General features: G+C 69.4%; 15 protein-coding genes and 1 pseudogene. 7 read left to right on the top strand and 9 right to left on the bottom strand.

Annotation, left to right across the window (positions count from 1 at the left end):
- Positions 1–74: 74 nt before the first annotated feature.
- From J7I98_RS34150 to J7I98_RS34135, 4 genes are all read right to left on the bottom strand, one after another.
- Positions 75–980 carry a dihydrodipicolinate synthase family protein gene (locus J7I98_RS34150; RefSeq protein ID WP_214928937.1) on the bottom strand — a complete coding sequence of 302 codons (906 nt, stop codon included), beginning with the start codon at positions 978–980 and terminating at the stop codon, positions 75–77.
- A 66-nt stretch (positions 981–1,046) separates the two neighbouring features.
- Positions 1,047–2,498 carry an NAD(P)/FAD-dependent oxidoreductase gene (locus J7I98_RS34145; protein ID WP_214928936.1) on the bottom strand — a complete coding sequence of 484 codons (1,452 nt, stop codon included), beginning with the start codon at positions 2,496–2,498 and terminating at the stop codon, positions 1,047–1,049.
- A complete protein-coding gene (locus tag J7I98_RS34140; protein WP_214928935.1) occupies positions 2,479–2,793 on the bottom strand; it encodes a (2Fe-2S)-binding protein in 315 nt (104 codons plus the stop codon). The genes J7I98_RS34145 and J7I98_RS34140 overlap by 20 nt, the downstream gene beginning before the upstream one ends.
- A gap of 46 nt (positions 2,794–2,839) precedes the next feature.
- Positions 2,840–4,015, bottom strand: coding sequence for an FAD-dependent oxidoreductase (locus J7I98_RS34135; RefSeq protein WP_214928934.1), 1,176 nt, complete (start codon positions 4,013–4,015; stop codon positions 2,840–2,842).
- A 188-nt stretch (positions 4,016–4,203) separates the two neighbouring features.
- On the opposite strand from J7I98_RS34135, the gene J7I98_RS34130 reads away from it, so the two are divergent.
- From J7I98_RS34130 to J7I98_RS34100, 7 genes are all read left to right on the top strand, one after another.
- Complete coding sequence (locus J7I98_RS34130; protein WP_214928933.1) at positions 4,204–5,949, top strand: ABC transporter substrate-binding protein; 1,746 nt, start codon at positions 4,204–4,206, stop codon at positions 5,947–5,949.
- Positions 5,950–5,963: 14 nt separating this feature from the next.
- Complete coding sequence (locus J7I98_RS34125; protein ID WP_214928932.1) at positions 5,964–6,887, top strand: ABC transporter permease; 924 nt, start codon at positions 5,964–5,966, stop codon at positions 6,885–6,887.
- Positions 6,884–7,870 (top strand): ABC transporter permease, encoded by a 987-nt coding sequence (locus tag J7I98_RS34120; protein ID WP_214928931.1) that lies wholly within the window; start codon positions 6,884–6,886, stop codon positions 7,868–7,870. The genes J7I98_RS34125 and J7I98_RS34120 overlap by 4 nt, the downstream gene beginning before the upstream one ends.
- Positions 7,870–8,874: an ABC transporter ATP-binding protein gene (locus J7I98_RS34115; RefSeq protein ID WP_214928930.1), complete on the top strand. Its 1,005-nt coding sequence runs from the start codon at positions 7,870–7,872 to the stop codon at positions 8,872–8,874. Before J7I98_RS34120 ends, J7I98_RS34115 begins: the two co-directional genes overlap by 1 nt.
- On the top strand, positions 8,871–9,845 hold the full coding sequence (locus tag J7I98_RS34110) for an ABC transporter ATP-binding protein (protein WP_214928929.1): 975 nt from the start codon (positions 8,871–8,873) through the stop codon (positions 9,843–9,845). Before J7I98_RS34115 ends, J7I98_RS34110 begins: the two co-directional genes overlap by 4 nt.
- Positions 9,846–10,040: 195 nt before the next feature.
- Positions 10,041–10,805, top strand: a complete 765-nt coding sequence (locus J7I98_RS34105; RefSeq protein WP_214928928.1) for a hypothetical protein — start codon at positions 10,041–10,043, stop codon at positions 10,803–10,805.
- A 119-nt stretch (positions 10,806–10,924) separates the two neighbouring features.
- Entirely contained in the window at positions 10,925–11,281 is a 357-nt protein-coding gene (locus J7I98_RS34100) for a YfhL family 4Fe-4S dicluster ferredoxin (RefSeq protein ID WP_285438123.1), read from the top strand.
- 103 nt (positions 11,282–11,384) lie between these two features.
- On the opposite strand, the gene J7I98_RS34095 is transcribed toward J7I98_RS34100, so the two are convergent.
- The 5 genes and pseudogenes from J7I98_RS34095 to legP all read right to left on the bottom strand — a co-directional run bounded on the left by J7I98_RS34095 (position 11,385) and on the right by legP (position 16,122).
- The gene (locus tag J7I98_RS34095; RefSeq protein WP_251021608.1) at positions 11,385–12,533 is read right to left on the bottom strand and encodes a WD40 repeat domain-containing protein; all 1,149 of its coding nucleotides are present in this window, start codon (positions 12,531–12,533) and stop codon (positions 11,385–11,387) included.
- A 193-nt stretch (positions 12,534–12,726) separates the two neighbouring features.
- A pseudogene (locus J7I98_RS43120) lies at positions 12,727–13,230 on the bottom strand (NB-ARC domain-containing protein); the annotation flags it as partial.
- Between the two features lie 311 nt (positions 13,231–13,541).
- Positions 13,542–13,883: a YbaY family lipoprotein gene (locus J7I98_RS34085; RefSeq protein WP_214928925.1), complete on the bottom strand. Its 342-nt coding sequence runs from the start codon at positions 13,881–13,883 to the stop codon at positions 13,542–13,544.
- The gene (locus J7I98_RS34080; protein WP_214928924.1) at positions 13,880–14,872 is read right to left on the bottom strand and encodes an MvdC/MvdD family ATP grasp protein; all 993 of its coding nucleotides are present in this window, start codon (positions 14,870–14,872) and stop codon (positions 13,880–13,882) included. The genes J7I98_RS34085 and J7I98_RS34080 overlap by 4 nt, the downstream gene beginning before the upstream one ends.
- Positions 14,869–16,122, bottom strand: a complete 1,254-nt coding sequence (gene legP, locus J7I98_RS34075) for a Dot/Icm T4SS effector Zinc-dependent metalloprotease LegP (RefSeq protein WP_214928923.1) — start codon at positions 16,120–16,122, stop codon at positions 14,869–14,871. Before legP ends, J7I98_RS34080 begins: the two co-directional genes overlap by 4 nt.
- Positions 16,123–16,214: the final 92 nt, after the last annotated feature.

Here is a 16,214-nt window from a genome sequence, read left to right as displayed (position 1 = left end):
TCCCTTCGGTCAGCGGGCGAAGTGGTCAGTTGGGGCGGTGGGTCAGTGGGCGGAGTGGTCAGTGGGCGCGGTGGTCAGCGGTGGCCGTCGGCGACGGCCTTTTCGGTGGCGGCCCGCACTCCCGCCTCGGTCTCCCCGGTGAGCGGGAAGCGCGGGGGGCGGGTGGGTCCGCCGGGCCGGCCGACGATGTCCATGGACAGCTTGATGGACTGGACGAACTCCGTCTTGGAGTCCCAGCGCAGCAAGGAGTGCAGGGACGTGTAGAGCGAGAGGGCCGTGGCCAGGTCGCCGGCGACGGCGGCGTGGTACAGCGTGGAGCAGCTGGCGGGGAACGCGTTGGGGTATCCGGCGATCCAGCCGACGGCACCGGCGACGGCGAGCTCGAGCAGCACGTCGTCGGCGCCGATCAGCAGGTCCAGTTCCGGAGCGAGTTCGGCGATCTCGTACGCCCTGCGGACGTCACCGGTGAATTCCTTCACGGCGACGATGCTGCCGTCCTGGTGCAGCCGGGCCAGCATGCCGGGAGTGAGATCGACCTTGGTGTCGATGGGGTTGTTGTACGCGACGACCGGCACGCCGGCCCGGGCGACCTCGGCGTAGTGGGCGCGCACGGCCGGCTCGTCGGCCCGGTAGGCGTTCGGGGGCAGGAGAAGCACCGAGCCACAGCCTTCCTCGGCAGCCTGCTCCGCCCAGCGCCGGGCTTCGGCGCTGCCGTAGGCGGAGACGCCGGGCATGACCCGTGCGCCGCCCGCCACTTCGACCGCGGTGCGCACCACGCGGGCCCGCTCCTCGTCGGTGAGGGTCTGGTACTCGCCCAGCGAGCCGTTGGGCACAACGCCGTCGCAGCCGTTGGCGATGAGCCAGGCGACGTGTTCGGCGAAGGCGTCGTAGTCGACGGACAGGTCGTCCCGCAGGGGCAGGGCGGTGGCGACCATGATGCCCCGCCAGGGGCGGGTGCTGTTCCAGGTGGTGCCGGTCATTTCAGTGCAACCTCTCTATGGAATGTGACATTTCACAATGCGTGCGATGTCCACGAGGGACCTCGGTCAGACGTCATGCCGAGGCACGACAGGGTCGTCGAGCGCGGCGAGCGCCGCGAGGGGCACGGGGACGGCGAAGGGGCGGCGTTCGGGCGGAGGTTCGGCGTCCTCACCCCGGGCCGCGAGGCAGGCGACCGCCGGACCGCACATGCGCCCCTGGCACCAGCCCATACCCGCGCGGGTGAACAGTTTGACGGTGCGTGCGTCACGCGCTCCGAGGTCCTCGATCGCTTCACGGACACGCCCGGCGGTGACCTCCTCGCAACGGCACACCTCGGTGTCGTCCGCCAGCCAGCGCGACCACCCGGGGCCGGGCGCGTGAGCGGCGGCCATCGCGGCGGCGAAGGTACGCATCCGGTCCCTGCGGCGCTGGAGTTCCCCGACGCGGCCGCCATGGGCAGGGCGTCCCAGCACGCGGGCAGCGACGGCAATCCCCGCCAGCTCGCCTTCCGTGCGGGCCAACCCCGCCCCTCCCACTCCCCCGGTCTCGCCTGCCGCCCACAGGCCGCGCACCGAGGTCTCCTGAAGGCCGTCCAGGGCCAGGGCCCTGGTGCCGTCGGGCAGTGAGCGGGTGGCGCAGCCGAGCGCCGTGGCCAGTTCAATCTGGGGGACAAGACCGTGCCCGACGGCCAGCGCATCGCACACGATCCGGCGTCCCGCCCCTCGTACGGGACGCCAGTCACGGTCGAGACGTGTGACGGTGACGGCCTCCACCCGGTCGGTGCCGTGCACCTCGGTGACCGCGCTGCGCAGCCGCACCGGCACCCGGTGCCGAAGCAACGCGGCTCCGTGGACCAGCGCCTCGACCGCCTTGTGCGGATTGGTGACGAGTGCCCGGGGGTGCCGCGTGTACCGCAGATATCCGGACGCCTCGACGACGGCCGGCACCGTCGCACCGGCGGCTGCCAACGAGGAGGCGACCGCGAGCAGCAAGGGGCCGCTTCCTGCCACGACAATCCGCCGGCCGGGCAGCACCAGACCGGACTTGAGCATGGCCTGCGCTCCACCGGCGGCCACGACACCGGGCAGGGTCCAGCCGGGAAACGGCAGCTGGCGTTCGTACGCCCCGGTCGCGAGCAGCACCGCGCGGGCCCGCACGCGCACCGGCCGCTCTTCGCCTCCGTCGGCTCCGGTGACGGCGTGCACGGCCCACATGCCGGTGGCCTCATCGTCCTGCGTCACACTCCACACGTGGTGGCCGGGAAGATGACTGACATCGCTCTGCGCCAGCCGTCCGCGCAGGTCGGCGTAGGCGGACCAGTCATGGTGCAGGGCTTCGGGCCGCACGGCGCCCATGGCGGGCGCGGGATGCCGGTAGAACTGCCCGCCGGTGTGCGCGGAGGCGTCCAACAGAGCTACGGAGAGGCCGAGTTCACTGGCCGTGACGGCTCCGGCCAGTCCGGCGGATCCGGCTCCGAGGACCGCCAGGTCGTACGGCTCACTTTCCGAGGTGGTCATGGCCGTGTCCCTCCTGTGTGGTGATCACGTCGCCGGGACGCGCGGGCACCAGGCAAGCTCTGCGGTTGGGCTGTGCGTTGATGGTGGCCAGGCAGTCGAAGCACTGGCCGATGCCACAGAACACACCTCGCGGGCGGCCTTCACCGCGGGTGGTACGCCAGGCCAGGATCCCGGCTCCCCAGAGTGCGGCGGCTACCGACTGCCCGGGCCGGGCGGTGATGCGACGGCCGTCGAAGGTGATCTCGAACGGCGGATCGGGCTGCGCCCCGACCAGCTCGGCGGGTGTACGGGCCACTGCGGGCCTCCTTTCTCGACGGGCGCGGTTGAAGGGTCGAACGGGTTCAGGCATCGGCAAGAGGACTCGGCGCGGCCGGAGGGAACCGTTCGGGCCTGAAGGGGCTGATGTCGAGGGGCGGTTCACCATCGGCCAGACACCTGGCGACGATCAGCCCCGTCGCCGGTGCCAGTCCGATTCCCGCCCCCTCGTGGCCGCAGGCGTGCAGCAGGCCGGGGACGCGCGGGTCGGGGCCGATCGCGGGCAGGTGATCCGGGAGATACGGGCGGAAACCGGCGTACGTACGTATGGCCCGCACCTCGGCCAGCACCGGGAAGAGCGCCGTGGCCCCGGCCGCGAGGCGCCGCAACGCTTCCACCGACAGCGTCCGGTCGAATCCGACCCGCTCACGGCTGGCGCCGATCAGGACCGGTCCTGCCGGAGTGCCCTCGACCACCGCCGAGGTCTGCAGCGCGGCGGACCCGCTCGCCACGTCCGCCACATAGTCGGCCGCGTACACCTTGTGGCGCACGACGCGCGGCAGCGGCTCGGTGACGAGGACGAACCCCCTGCGGGGCCGCAGCGGAAGGTCCACACCCGCGAGGCGGGCGAACTCGCCGCCCCAGGTGCCGGCGGCGTTCACCACGTACGGAGCGTGGAGCTCCCCACTCGGTGTCCGCACTCCGCGCACCTCGCCACCGGCGCCGACAAGAAGTCCGGTGACTTCCTCCCCCAGCCTCAGACGCACCCGGTCGCCACAGGCGCGCAGCAGATGCGCGGCAGCGAGTGCCGGCATGACCTGGGCGTCCCCGGAGTAGTGGAAGCCGCCCGCCAGACCGGGGGCAAGGTGCGGCTCCAGGTCGTGGAGCCCGCCGCCGGAGATCTCTTCGGCTGTGACGCCTGCCTTCCGCTGCCGCGCAGCGAACTGCCTCAGTGCGGCCATCCCGGCCTCGTCCGAGGCGACGACCAGACCGCCTTTGGGTTCGTATTCGATATGCGACGGCAGCAACCCGGCCAGTTCGGTCCACAACCGCGTGGACAGCAGGGCGAGTTCCAGCTCGGGGCCCGGTTCCTTGTCGGAGACAAGGAGGTTGCCCTCACCGGCCCCCGTGGTGCCGCCGGCAACGGAACCGCGGTCGATCACGGTGACATGGAGACCGGCGCCGACGGCGTAGTAGGCGCAGGCCGCGCCGACCACACCGGCGCCGACGACGATGACGTCCGAGGAGTTTCTCGTGAGCACGGCAGTAATATTTCACATTGCACTGGCCCTGCCAAGACCGCAGCACCACCTCTTCGCCTCCACCACCCCTTCGGACACGGGTCGATAACGAGGCGCCCGACGCCTTGTCAGTGCAATTTCACATTACTATGTTACAGGTCACATTCCAGCCGCCCTCGGCTGTCCAACTGCTTCCGGAGTGACCACTCATGGACAAGCGCACCTGTACCGCTCTCGCCACAGCACTGGTGGCGGCCCTCACCCTCGGCACAGCCGGCTGCTCCGGCGGGCCGCAGGCGAGCGGCGCCCGCAACGGCAAGAACCCCGCAACGACCAACAACGGCAAGGTGGTTGGCGGGACGCCGAAGAAGGGCGGCACCCTCACCGTCCTCTCCAACCAGGACTTCACCCACCTCGACCCGGCCCGTAACTGGGTGATGGGCGACATGGACTTCGGAACCCGGCTGCTCTACCGCACCCTCGTCACGTACAAGGCCGAACCGGGCGCCAAGGGCGGGGAGTTGGCCCCCGACCTCGCCGATGACCTCGGCGTCTCCTCCAACGGAGCCAAGACGTGGACCTTCAGGCTCAAGAAGGGCCTGAAGTACGAGGACGGCTCGCCGATCACCGCCCAGGACATCAAGTACAACGTGGAGCGGTCCTTCTCCCCCGACCTCCCCGGCGGCCCCGACTACGCGGCCCGCTACCTCGCCGGTGCGCAGGGCTACCAGGGCCCGGCCCAGGGCAAGCACCTCGACTCCATCAAGACCCCCGACGATCACACCATCGTCTTCGAACTGCGCAAGCCCTTCGCGGAGTTCCCCTACGCGACAGTCCTGCCCACCTTCGCCCCGGTGCCGAAGGCGAAGGACAAAGGGCCTCAGTACGACAACCGCCCCTTCTCCTCGGGGCCGTACAAGATCGAGTCGTACGACCGGGACAAGCAGCTCGCGCTGGTCCGCAACACCCACTGGGACCCGGGAACCGACACCGTGCGCAAGGCGTATCCGGACAAGATCGTCGTGGTGATGGGGCTCAAGGCCAACCAGATCGACGACCGGCTCATCGCCGGCCAGGGCCAGGACGCCTCCGCTGTGCCCTGGGGCAAGCTGCGCCCCGAGAGCACCCCCAAGGTGCTGACCAAGGACGACGTCAGAAAGCGGCTGCTCGCCGAGTCCACCAACTGCACCGAGATGGTGCAGATGCACACCGGCCGTGCGCCGTACAACAACGTCAAGGTGCGTCAAGCCGTGCAGTACGCCCTGGACCGCGAGGGCGTCCTGACCGCCTCCGGCGGGCCCGCTCTCAACGACATGGCCACCGCCTACATGCCGGGCCCGCTCTTCGGCGGCAATCAGCCAGACACCCTGAAGATCCCCGCAACCGGTGACGTGGAGAAGGCGAAGCAGCTGCTGAAGGAGGCGGGCAAGCCGGACGGCTTCTCCACCAGCATCACCGTCTCCAACGGCGACAAGGGGGTCGGCGAGGCGATCCAGCAGTCCCTCGGCCGGGCCGGGATCAAGGTCACCATCGAGACGGTGGACCCGTCCGCCTTCTACGACACCATCGGCGACACCAAGAACCGCACCGACCTGGTCTACACCGGCTGGTGCCCCGACTACCCCTCCGGATCCACCTTCCTGCCCTTCGTCTTCGACGGCCGCTACATCAAGGAGAAGGGCAACTCCGGCAATCACTCGCTCTTCCGCGACAAGGCGACCATGAAGCGGATGGACGAGATCGCCGCCATGACCGATGCGGAGCAGGCGGGCAAGGCATGGCGCGAGCTGGACGGACAGATCCTCGCCAAGGCCCCCGCGGCGCCCGCCGTCATCGAGCGCATGCCCCTCCTGCTCGGTACCAACGTCGCGGGCGCGTTCGGCCACACATCCTTCGGCGGCCAGATCGACTACGCCACGGTCGGCCTCAAGAACCCCTCCAAGAGCAGCAACTGAAGGTACGTCACCTCATGGCTTCCACCGTCTCCGTTCCGGTGGGCAGCAGCCCCTGGCAGCTCGCCCGCGCGGAACTGCGCCGTCGCCCCTCTGTGAAAGTCTCCCTCGTCGTGGTCGCGCTCTTCGCGGTCATGGCAGTGGCCGCGCCCCTGCTCAGCGCGCTGGGTGGCTGGTCCCCCGAGGAGTTCGACAAGTCCGCCGTCGACCCCTATCTGGGCGGACAGCCCATCGGTCCGCTCGGTGGCGTCTCGGCCGAGCACTGGTTCGGCGTCGAACCCGTCACGGGACGGGACCTGTTCGCCCGCGTCGTGCACGGCGCCCGGATCTCCCTGCTCATCGCCTTCGCCGCCACCGCGATCGTCGTCATTGCGGGGACGGTGGCCGGGATCGCGGCCGGCTACTTCGGCGGCCGCACCGACGCCGTGCTCTCCCGCCTGATGGACCTCACCATGTCCTTCCCGTCCCTCATCTTCATGATCGCGATGATGTCCGTGGCCAGGGACGTCAACCGGGTCGTCCTGATGACCGCCGTGATCGGCCTGTTCGGCTGGCCGGGCATCGCCCGCATCGTGCGCGGCCAAACACTCTCGCTGAGGCATCGCGAATACGTGGACGCAGCACGCGTCGCCGGCTCGGGGCCCTGGCGGATCATCGGCCGGTCCATCCTCCCGGGCGTCGCCGGGCCCGTCATCGCGTACACCACTCTGATCGTCCCGGGCATGATCGCCACCGAGGCAGCCCTGAGCTACCTGGGCGTCGGCGTCCGTCCGCCCACCCCCTCGTGGGGGCAGATGATCGCCGAAAGCGTCGCCTTCTACGACACCGATCCGATGTACCTCGTCATCCCGAGCCTCTGTCTGTTCCTGACCGTGCTCGCGTTCACACTGCTCGGCGACGCGCTGCGCGACGTCCTCGACCCGAGAGGAAGCCGCACGTGATCGTCTACCTCGGCCGCCGGATGCTCGGCGTCATCGGCGTCCTGATCGCCATCGCGGCCGTCACCTTCACCATCTTCTACGTCCTGCCCTCGGACCCGGCCGCCGCGGCCTGCGGCAAGTCGTGCAGCGCCGAGCGCCTGGAGGCGATCCGCGCCCACATGGGGCTGGACCAGCCGCTGTGGCGACAGTTCGCGGACTTCGTCACGGGTATCTTCACCGGCCGCACCATGGGCAGCGGCCAGTACGCGCTGCACTGCGACTTCCCGTGCCTGGGCTACTCGTACGAGAACAGCCAAGGCGTGTGGGACCTGCTGATGGACCGGCTCCCGGTCTCCGCCTCACTCGCCCTGGGCGCCGCGGTGATCTGGCTGTTCCTCGGCCTGACCGCAGGAGTCACCGCCGCCCTGCGCAAGGACACCCTCACCGACCGGGCCCTGATGGTCGGCGCGGTCGCCGCCGCCTCCCTGCCCGTCTACTTCACCTCGGTGATGCTCATCTACGCGCTGATCCGGACCGCCGGCCTCCTCCCCTACCCGCAGTACGTGGAGTTCACCTCCGACCCCCTCCACTGGGCCTCGAACCTGCTGCTGCCCTGGCTGGCTCTGGCCATCCTGTACGCGGCCATGTACGCGCGCCAGAGCCGCAACTCGATGATCGAGACCATGGCGGAGCCGTACATCCGCACCGCCCGCGCCAAGGGTCTGCCGCGCCGGACGGTCGTGGTCAAGCACGGGCTGCGGGCCGGTATGACACCCATCCTCACCCTCTTCGGAATGGACCTGGGCGGACTGCTCGCGGGCGCGGTGATCACCGAGTCCATCTTCGGGATCCCCGGCATCGGGCGGCTCTTCTACGGAGCCCTCTCCACCGGCGATCAGCCGGTCATCCTCGGCGTCACACTGCTCGCCGCCACCTTCATCGTCGTCGCCAATCTGGCCGTCGACCTGCTGTACGCCGTCGTCGACCCCCGAGTGAGGTACTGATGAGCGCTCCCGAACCCGTGCTCTCGGTACGGGATCTGACGGTCACCTTCCCCACTCCGCACGGTCCCGTGCGGGCCGTGGACGGTCTCGGCTTCGAGGTGCGGCACGGAGAGACCCTCGGCATCGTCGGCGAGTCCGGTTCCGGCAAGTCCGTCACCTCCCTGGCAGTGATGGGCCTGCACACCGGCGCCTCGGTCTCCGGCTCCATCACGCTGGGCGGCCGGGAGCTGACGGGTCTGCCGGAGCGCGAGCTGAACCGGTTGCGCGGCCGGAGGATGGCGATGATCTTCCAGGATCCGCTCTCCAGCCTCCATCCGTACTACACCGTGGGCGAACAGATAGCCGAGCACCACCGCGTGCACTTCGGCAGCGGCAGACGGGCCGCCCGTGAGCGGGCCGTGGAAGCGCTGGCCGAGGTCGGCATCCCCGAGCCGAGACGCCGGGCGCGGGAGTACCCGCACCAGTTCTCCGGCGGCATGCGTCAGCGCGTGATGATCGCGATGGCTCTGTCCTGCGAACCCGAGCTGCTGATCGCGGACGAGCCGACCACAGCTCTGGACGTCACCGTCCAGGCGCAGATCCTGGAGCTCATCGCACGGATCCAGCAGGAGCGGGGGCTGGCCGTCATTATGATCACGCACGATCTGGGCGTGGTCGCCCGCGTTGCCCATGAGGTGCTGGTCATGTACGGGGGCAGGGCTGTCGAAAGTGCCGACGTGGACGCCCTGTTCACGGCACCGGCCCACCCCTACACCCGCGGCCTGCTCGACTCCCTTCCCCGCCTTGACGACAGCGACGACGAACCGCTGAGGGCGATCCCCGGCACCCCGCCGTCCCTGCTCACCCCGGCTCCCGGCTGCGCGTTCGCGCCCCGCTGCCCCAGGCCGGCCCGCGCCTCCACCCAGGAGCGCTCACGCTGCGAGACGGAACTCCCTCTGCTCGACGGCCCGGCCGGACATCCGGCCGCCTGCCACTTCCCCGCGTACGAAGGCATGGCCTCATGACGTCGATCGAACCCCTGCTGGCTGTACGGAACCTGACGATGACATTCCCCGGACGGCGGCGATCCGCCCCGGTCCGGGCCGTCGACGGCATCACCTTCGACGTGGCGGCGGGCGAGACTCTGGGACTGGTCGGAGAGTCCGGCTGCGGCAAGTCCACCACCGGCCGCGCGATCGTCCGGCTCCTGGAACCCACCGCCGGCTCCGTCACCTACGACGGACGCGACATCAGCCACCTGTCACAGCGGGAGCTGAAGCCGCTCCGCAAGGACCTGCAGATGGTCTTCCAGGACCCGCACTCCTCCCTCAACCCCCGCCAGACGCTGGCCCGGATCATCTCCGACCCGCTGCTCGTACAGGGCAGTTCGGCGGCGGACGCACGCACGCGCTCCGCCGAGCTGATGGAGCTGGTGGGGCTCATCCCCGAACACATCGACCGCTACCCCCACGAGTTCTCCGGCGGTCAGGCCCAGCGCATCGGCATCGCCCGCGCTCTGGCCACCGGCCCCCGGCTGGTCGTCGCCGACGAGCCGGTCTCCGCCCTCGACGTGTCCGTCCAGGCCCAGATCGTCAACCTGATGGAGCGGCTCCAGAACGAACTCGGCCTGGCCTACCTCTTCATCGCCCACGACCTGTCGGTCGTCAAGCGGGTGTGCGACCGGGTCGCCGTGATGTACCTGGGCCGTATCGTCGAGATCGGCGCGAAGGAACACGTCTACGCCGCTCCGGCCCACCCGTACACACGCGCGCTGCTGTCCGCCGTGCCCCTGCCCGACCCGGCCGCGGAACGGGCCCGCGAGCGGATCACCCTGCTCGGCGACCCGCCCAGCCCGGCCACTCCACCGCCCGGCTGTACCTTCCATCCGCGCTGCCCCAAGGCACAGGTGATCTGCCGCACCGAGGCACCTTCACTGCGTGACGCGGCGCCGGGCGCGGTGCGGCAGGTTGCGTGCCACTTCCCCGAAGCGGCCTGACCGCGAGAGTGCCCCGGCTGCCGTGCGGCAGCCGGGGCACAACCGTCCAGCGAGGTCTTCCGTGCCGTGATACCGGCCTGACCTGCAGGTGAAACTGCCTTCACTCGGCTGCAGCACGCTTCGGGCGCGGTGCCCTCGCCCCACCCTTCCCATAGGGCAGGGTCGAAGCGGCGCAGACGACGACTGGAGGAAATCGTGACCCGAACAGCACGGCATCGGGGCCTCGCACTGGCTGTCACGACACTACTCGTGACCGCGACGGCGACCGGGTGCGGCAACGACGGCGGGGACGGCCAGACGCCCCCCGCCTCCGCACCCACTCCGACGGCGTCGAAAACGCCGGCCGTGAACCCCGCCGACTTCGTGACGACCATCGACAATCCGTACATGCCGCTCGTCCCCGGCACGAAGTTCCGCTACGAGGGCACCACCGAGGACGGCACGGAGACGGTCGCGGTCGAGGTGACCCGCCGGACGAAGAAGATCCAGGGCGTCACTGCGGTCGTCGTACGGGACACCGTCAGCGAGGACGGCCAAGTCGTCGAGGACACCTTCGACTGGTTCGCCCAGGACCGCGAAGGCAACGTCTGGTACTTCGGCGAGGACTCGAAGGAGATCGAGGACGGCAAGGTCGTCAGCACCGAAGGATCTTGGGAAGCGGGCAAGGACGGCGCCGAGCCGGGGATCGTGATGAAGGCGAAGCCGAAGGTCGGCGACAAGTACCGCCAGGAGTACTACAAGGGCGTCGCCGAGGACAGGGGCGAGGTCTTGAGCACGACCGAGAAGGTCAAGGTGCCGTACGGCTCGTACGACAACGTCCTCAAGACCAAGGACGACACCCCGCTCGAACCCGATGTGGTCGAGCACAAGTACTACGCCAAGGACGTCGGCCTTATCCGCGAAATCCAGGTGGAGGGAGGCGAGGACCAGCTCGAACTCATCAGCGTCGACAAGCCCTGACGGAGCGCGTGCGGCTCGCGAGCTGAGCCGATCGACCACCTGGTCAAGCACGGCTTTCGCGGACCGCTCCGGAAGCGCGATCGCGGGAACTTCTCCATGGCCACGTCAAGGCGCTCACTCTGCGAGCTCACGCTCGGCTCAATCGTTCGAGGGAAAGGCAGATCATGGCGGCCGCCATCACCGAAGACTGCATCAACTGTGGAGCATGCGAACCCGAGTGCCCGTCGGAGGCCATCTCCTTCACTGACGGCGACGAATTCTATGTGATCAAATCTGACGCATGCTTCGAGTGCGTCGGCTATTACGACGCCTACGCTTGCCAAGCCGTGTGCCCGGTGGAGTGCTGCGTACCGAACGAGAACAAGCGCGAAACCGAGAAGCAACTCATCGACAAAGCGCTCAAGCTGTTTCCCGATGACGAAGACCTGGGCCAGAAGGCCGCGGCGAACGACTACCCTTCCCGGTTCCGCACGTGACAGATCCCGGTCGCCCGCGCCTGGCCAACTACCCGATGACCGCACCGCCATAGGCCAACGAGATCAGCCCAATGACGGCATGGAGCCCTGTCGGCGATACCGCTCAGGGGCAGAACTCGTAGGAGTACAGGCCACGTTCACCCACGGCCACCAGCCCGCGCCCGTCCGGCATCCAGGCGCATGAGGTCAGCGGCGTCTCGGCGCGAACGGCGGCGACCGTGTGGCCGGCGATACGGTCCCACACCCGCAGCATGGACCCGGCGGTGGCGATCCAGGCCCCGTCCGGGGAGATCGCTGGCGAGCCGACCGATCCGTCGGGATCGGTGAAAGAGGCGATGAGCGCTCCCGTCAGGGGATTCCACAGGCTCACCACTCCGTCCGCACCGGCCGTGGCGAGCCACCTGCCGTCCGGCGCGATGGCCACGCCGGTCAGCTTCTCCCCGCAGTGGAGTTCGTGGGTGCACCGACCGGACGCGACGTCGAACACCTTCAACGTGCCCTCGTCTCTTCTCTCCCCGGGCAGCCACACGTGTTCCACCGTGGCCAGCCACGAGCCGTCAGGGGCGATGGCCACGGCGTGCGCGCGGCGGTTGCCGCCGGACAGGGATGCCGTACGGGTACCCGTTGCCCGGTCCCAGAGCTGGACCGCACCGTTGCCGTCCGCGATGGCGAGCCAGGTCCCGTTGGGCGCGATCGCCATCGCTTCTCCCGCGACGTCCAGGCGGGCCGTCCGGGTTCCGGTCTCCCGGTCCCAGAGCTCCACCTGTCTCGACGGTCTGTACGCATTGGCGTACCAGCTGCCGTCCGGCGCTACCGCTACAACTCCCACCTCGTCTCTCGGACGAGCCCTCAGAACCCAGGTCCAGCTTCCCGCTTCCGGGTTCCAGAACAGCACCCGGCCGTCGCGGTGCACGGTGACCAGCCACCTCCCGTCCCCGACAACATCGACCCTGTCCATCTGTCCGGTACGGCTCATGTCCCGGGCCTGTCCGGGGATGTCGGAATTCCAGATCCGTACCGTCCTGTCGACACCGGCGCTGGCCAGCCACCTCCCGTCCGAGGCGATCGCCACGGCATTGACCGGTCCCGTGTGGCCGACGTAGACGGCGCGGGCGCGGCGTTCTTCGGACTCCAGGTCCCACAGCCTGACGGTCCCGTCCTCCCCGCCAGAGGCCAGCCACGTCCCGTCCGGGGAGACCGCCACCGCCGTGACCGGCCCGTTGTGCCCGGCTAGGAGGGCGGTGCCGGTCAGTGTTCGTTCGTCCCAGAACTGCAGCGTGCATCAGGCGCAGCAGCAGCGCCCAGCGGCCGGTGGCCCGCAGCAGCCCCCGTACCAGCTCCTCCGGCAGTCGAGGCAGCTCCCAGGTGAGGACGGTACGAGCCTGAGCAGGCGTCATCTCGTCCACCCGCACTCGTTCCGTGCCCGGCGGCAGTACGGCGGGAACCCGGGTGGTGACCAGCCGCACGCATCGCTCCCCGCCCCGCAGGAACGGCCTCACCTGCTCGTCCTCCCATACGTCGTCCAGGACGAGCAGAGTCCGCTGCCGCTGGTCGAGCAGCCGCCCGAGGTGGTCACCGGCGAGGTCGGGATCGTCGAAAGTGGTCGCATCCCCTGTGATGAACCGGGTGACCTCCGCGACCTTCGCCGCCACCGCCGCCCGGCCCCGCACGTCCCGCCCGATCGTGACCGTATAGACCCGGCCGCGAAAATGCCTGCGCACACGAAGACTCGCGGCCACCACCGCGGCCAGAGTCGTCTTCCCGAAACCGCCCGCGCCTTCCAGCGAGGTTGTGATCGCGACCGCCCTGCGCCCGCGCCGCGTGCGACACACGGCCGCGATCGCCCGGCTGCCCTCCGTACGGCCGACCACCCACTCCGGCACGGGCTGTACGGGCGGCGGGGGCGGGTCCGCGGCCCCGGCGGCGGGCCGTTCCTGCCGCCAGGCCATGACCACCGCTGTCAGTACAGCGGCCATTGCGAGCCCGGCGACCCAGTACCAGGGATGCTGCCGAATCCCGTCGAGCGCACCCGGCCAACGGTCGTCGGACGTGGCCGCGTTGGCCGCCAGAGATGCCAGTACGGCTACTACCGCCGCGCCCCCGGCGAGTGATACGCCCTTCACAGATCCACGCATACGGCCACCCCCGGCCCGACAATAGCCGCACCGATTCTTCAAGCCTGATCGGGGCAATGCCCAGCCGGCATCAAGTGTGGGGTTGGCTCCACGGCCGGGGGATCAGGACCCACTGCAAGGCATGTTCACACGACTGTGACGGGTGCGATCAGCCTGTCGGTGGACTCTGCCGGGACCGGGGTGGCCTGAGTAGTGATCAGATCGCCCGCTTCCAGAATTCCGGATCCGGAAAGGTCGACGTGAACGCGGAGTCCGTAGACAGCGGTTGGGTCGAGATCGGGCACCTGCACGCGGAAGGGGACACGGCCGCCCGGAGCCAGCTGGATGTCTGCTTGGACCTGCTCCCCGACCACAGTGGAGGGTGCGTCGGCGGAGGAGACGTCGCGAACCTCCACAAGCACGCGGGCAGCCGGGCCTGCCGGCGCGTTGGGAGGCAGAGACACGAAGCCCGTGACGGAGCGCGTCATCCCGCCCTCGCCGCCGGGGACCGTACTGCTGTCGCCCGCCCTGGCTCCCGGCCGTCAAGCCGTGACAGGAGCGCAGCGATCTCCGCGGTGATCGGCAGTCCGGTCCGCTCCTCCACGAACAGCCATTGTCCGGCGGGGTTCACCTCGAAGAACACATGCTGCCCGTCCGGGCGCCGACGAAGGTCGACGGCACCGTACACGAGGCCGAGGCTGCGCATGAAGCGGAGGATCCGGTCAGTGAGGGCCGAGGGGAGAGACACCGGCCGTAGCCCGGCTTCGTGGAGCACCATCCGCATGTCCACGGGGTAGCTGGTCGCCGAGGCATCGATCTCGGCGGCGAAGAGACGGTCGCCCACCACGGTCACACGGAGGTCGGCCCCCGGCACGAACTCCTGGAAGATCACCGGGGCGTAGCGTACGGCGTCCAGGGTGGCCAGGTCCTCCGTGCGGACGAGCCGGGTCTCCCGCCAGGCGTCGGCGGAGGCGATGAAGGCCTTGAAGACGGTGCGGCCGACGCCCACCTCCTCAATAAACCGGCGTGCCTTCTCCGGCTGGTTGGTGACCAGGGTGCGTGGCAGGGTGAGCCCCATGCGACGCGCCACTTCCCATTGGTACGGCTTGTGGTGGGCGATCCCGTCCAGCGCCGGCGGATTGATCCAGGTGCAGTTGAGCGAGTGGAAGAGGCCGTGCAGCGCCTGGCCGGTTTCGCTGATCGCGAAGTTCTGGTCCCGGGCGGTGCCCAGCGCCCGGTCGACGGTGAAGGGGCGCACGCGCCGCCACCATGCGGCGCGGCACCGGTCGAGTCTGGCGTGGGCCGTCGGCGTCGTGAGCGTGTGGGCCGGTCCTCCGGCCGCAGCGTAATCGAGTGTGATCTCGCCGCGGGCGGGGAAGTCGGCCAGATCGACGTGGACCACCTCGTGGCCGTCCGCCTCCAGTCGGCGTACGACCGCGAGGGTGTGGTCCTCGTCGTACGAGACAACCAGGATCATCGCGGTTGCCCGGCGCCACCGGGGAGAGCGGAACCGATCTGGGTCAGAAGGCTGTTGTGGCTCGCCACGACCGCGGACAGCCCCTGCTGCAGTGTGCCGATCATCTGGCTCAGCTGGCGCACCTGCTCGGCCAGCCCGTCGGACGGGCCGGCCATGGCCGGCGACTGGTGCGGCGTGGCCAGCACGAACGGGCTGACGGTCGGCTGGCTCTGAAGGTCCAGACCGGGGAGCTTGGCGGGCACGTCGTGGATCGGATCCTTGGCGAGTTCCTTGAGGGTGAAGACAGGCTCGTGGATCGGATCCTTGGGGATTTCCTTGAGCGTGGGAGATGTCACCGGGTACATCATGTGCACGCCGTCGATGTCACCCTGGGACAGTTCTGTGCGCTGGCCCATCACGACACCGGGGGGCAGTGGGTTCCGCGGGATGATGGTCGGCCGGGTGGTGTCGATCGCGAACGCCCCGGGCGGGTAGTGCATGATCGATCCGTAGTCGTACGGTCCCAGGTCGTCGCCGTCCGCGATGTGCTGCAGGAAGTTGTGCTGCATGTCCGGGTCGACGTTCGTGAACACGATCGCGACGAAGCGATCACGGTCTTCTCGGCTCTGCTCGTGCCACAGGCCCACCGTGTGGCCGATCTCGTGGATGGTGTTGCCGGTGGTGCAGTTGGGCCCAAGTGTGATGGTCTGCCTGCCGCCCCGTCGGCCGATGTTCGAAGAGCACCCGTCGCCCGGAACGAATCGCACAAAATCGGGGAACTGCGCCGCGTTGGCAGATGTCCGCTCCGCGAACCGGATGCGGGTACGGGATTCCCAATGAGCGATCGCGTCCCTGACGCGCTGCTGGTTGGGAAGGGCGGGGTCGATCTCGAACGGCACGGTCGCATTCGGCCAGCGCCGCTGCTGCCCGGCCTCGACGGCCGGGATCCCGATCGACTCGAGCACCGGCCCCTGGGCTGCCAGCTCTTCCATCTCCTGCACAGTGCCGAGGACGATGTCGCCCTCGAACATCGCCATGCCGTCCACCTCGGCGTACTGGAGGCCCTTGGCGCGGAAGGTCGCGCCGTCCACCAGCGCAGTCCCCACGACCGGTCCCGACCGGTATTCGCCGCTGCCGTTCGCCTTGCGCGAGGATGTCGCCTTGCGGGCGGTGGCTTGCTTCCGGGCGGGGGTCGTCTTCTTCGCCGCGGAGCTCTTCCGGGCGGCGGTTTTCTTGGTTCGGCGGGTGGGATCCGACGGGCTGGCGTTCATGCTTCACCTCAGTGCAGGGTGGGGACCGGTGACTGCGTCAGCACCATCCGTTCCACACCCGGCCCGTCGTCTAAGGCCTGTCTGATAATTGA

The organism is Streptomyces sp. ISL-98 (assembly GCF_018614055.1).
In the GTDB taxonomy this organism is placed as follows: domain Bacteria; phylum Actinomycetota; class Actinomycetes; order Streptomycetales; family Streptomycetaceae; genus Streptomyces; species Streptomyces spiramyceticus.
This window is presented reverse-complemented; position numbering and strand designations above follow the sequence as displayed.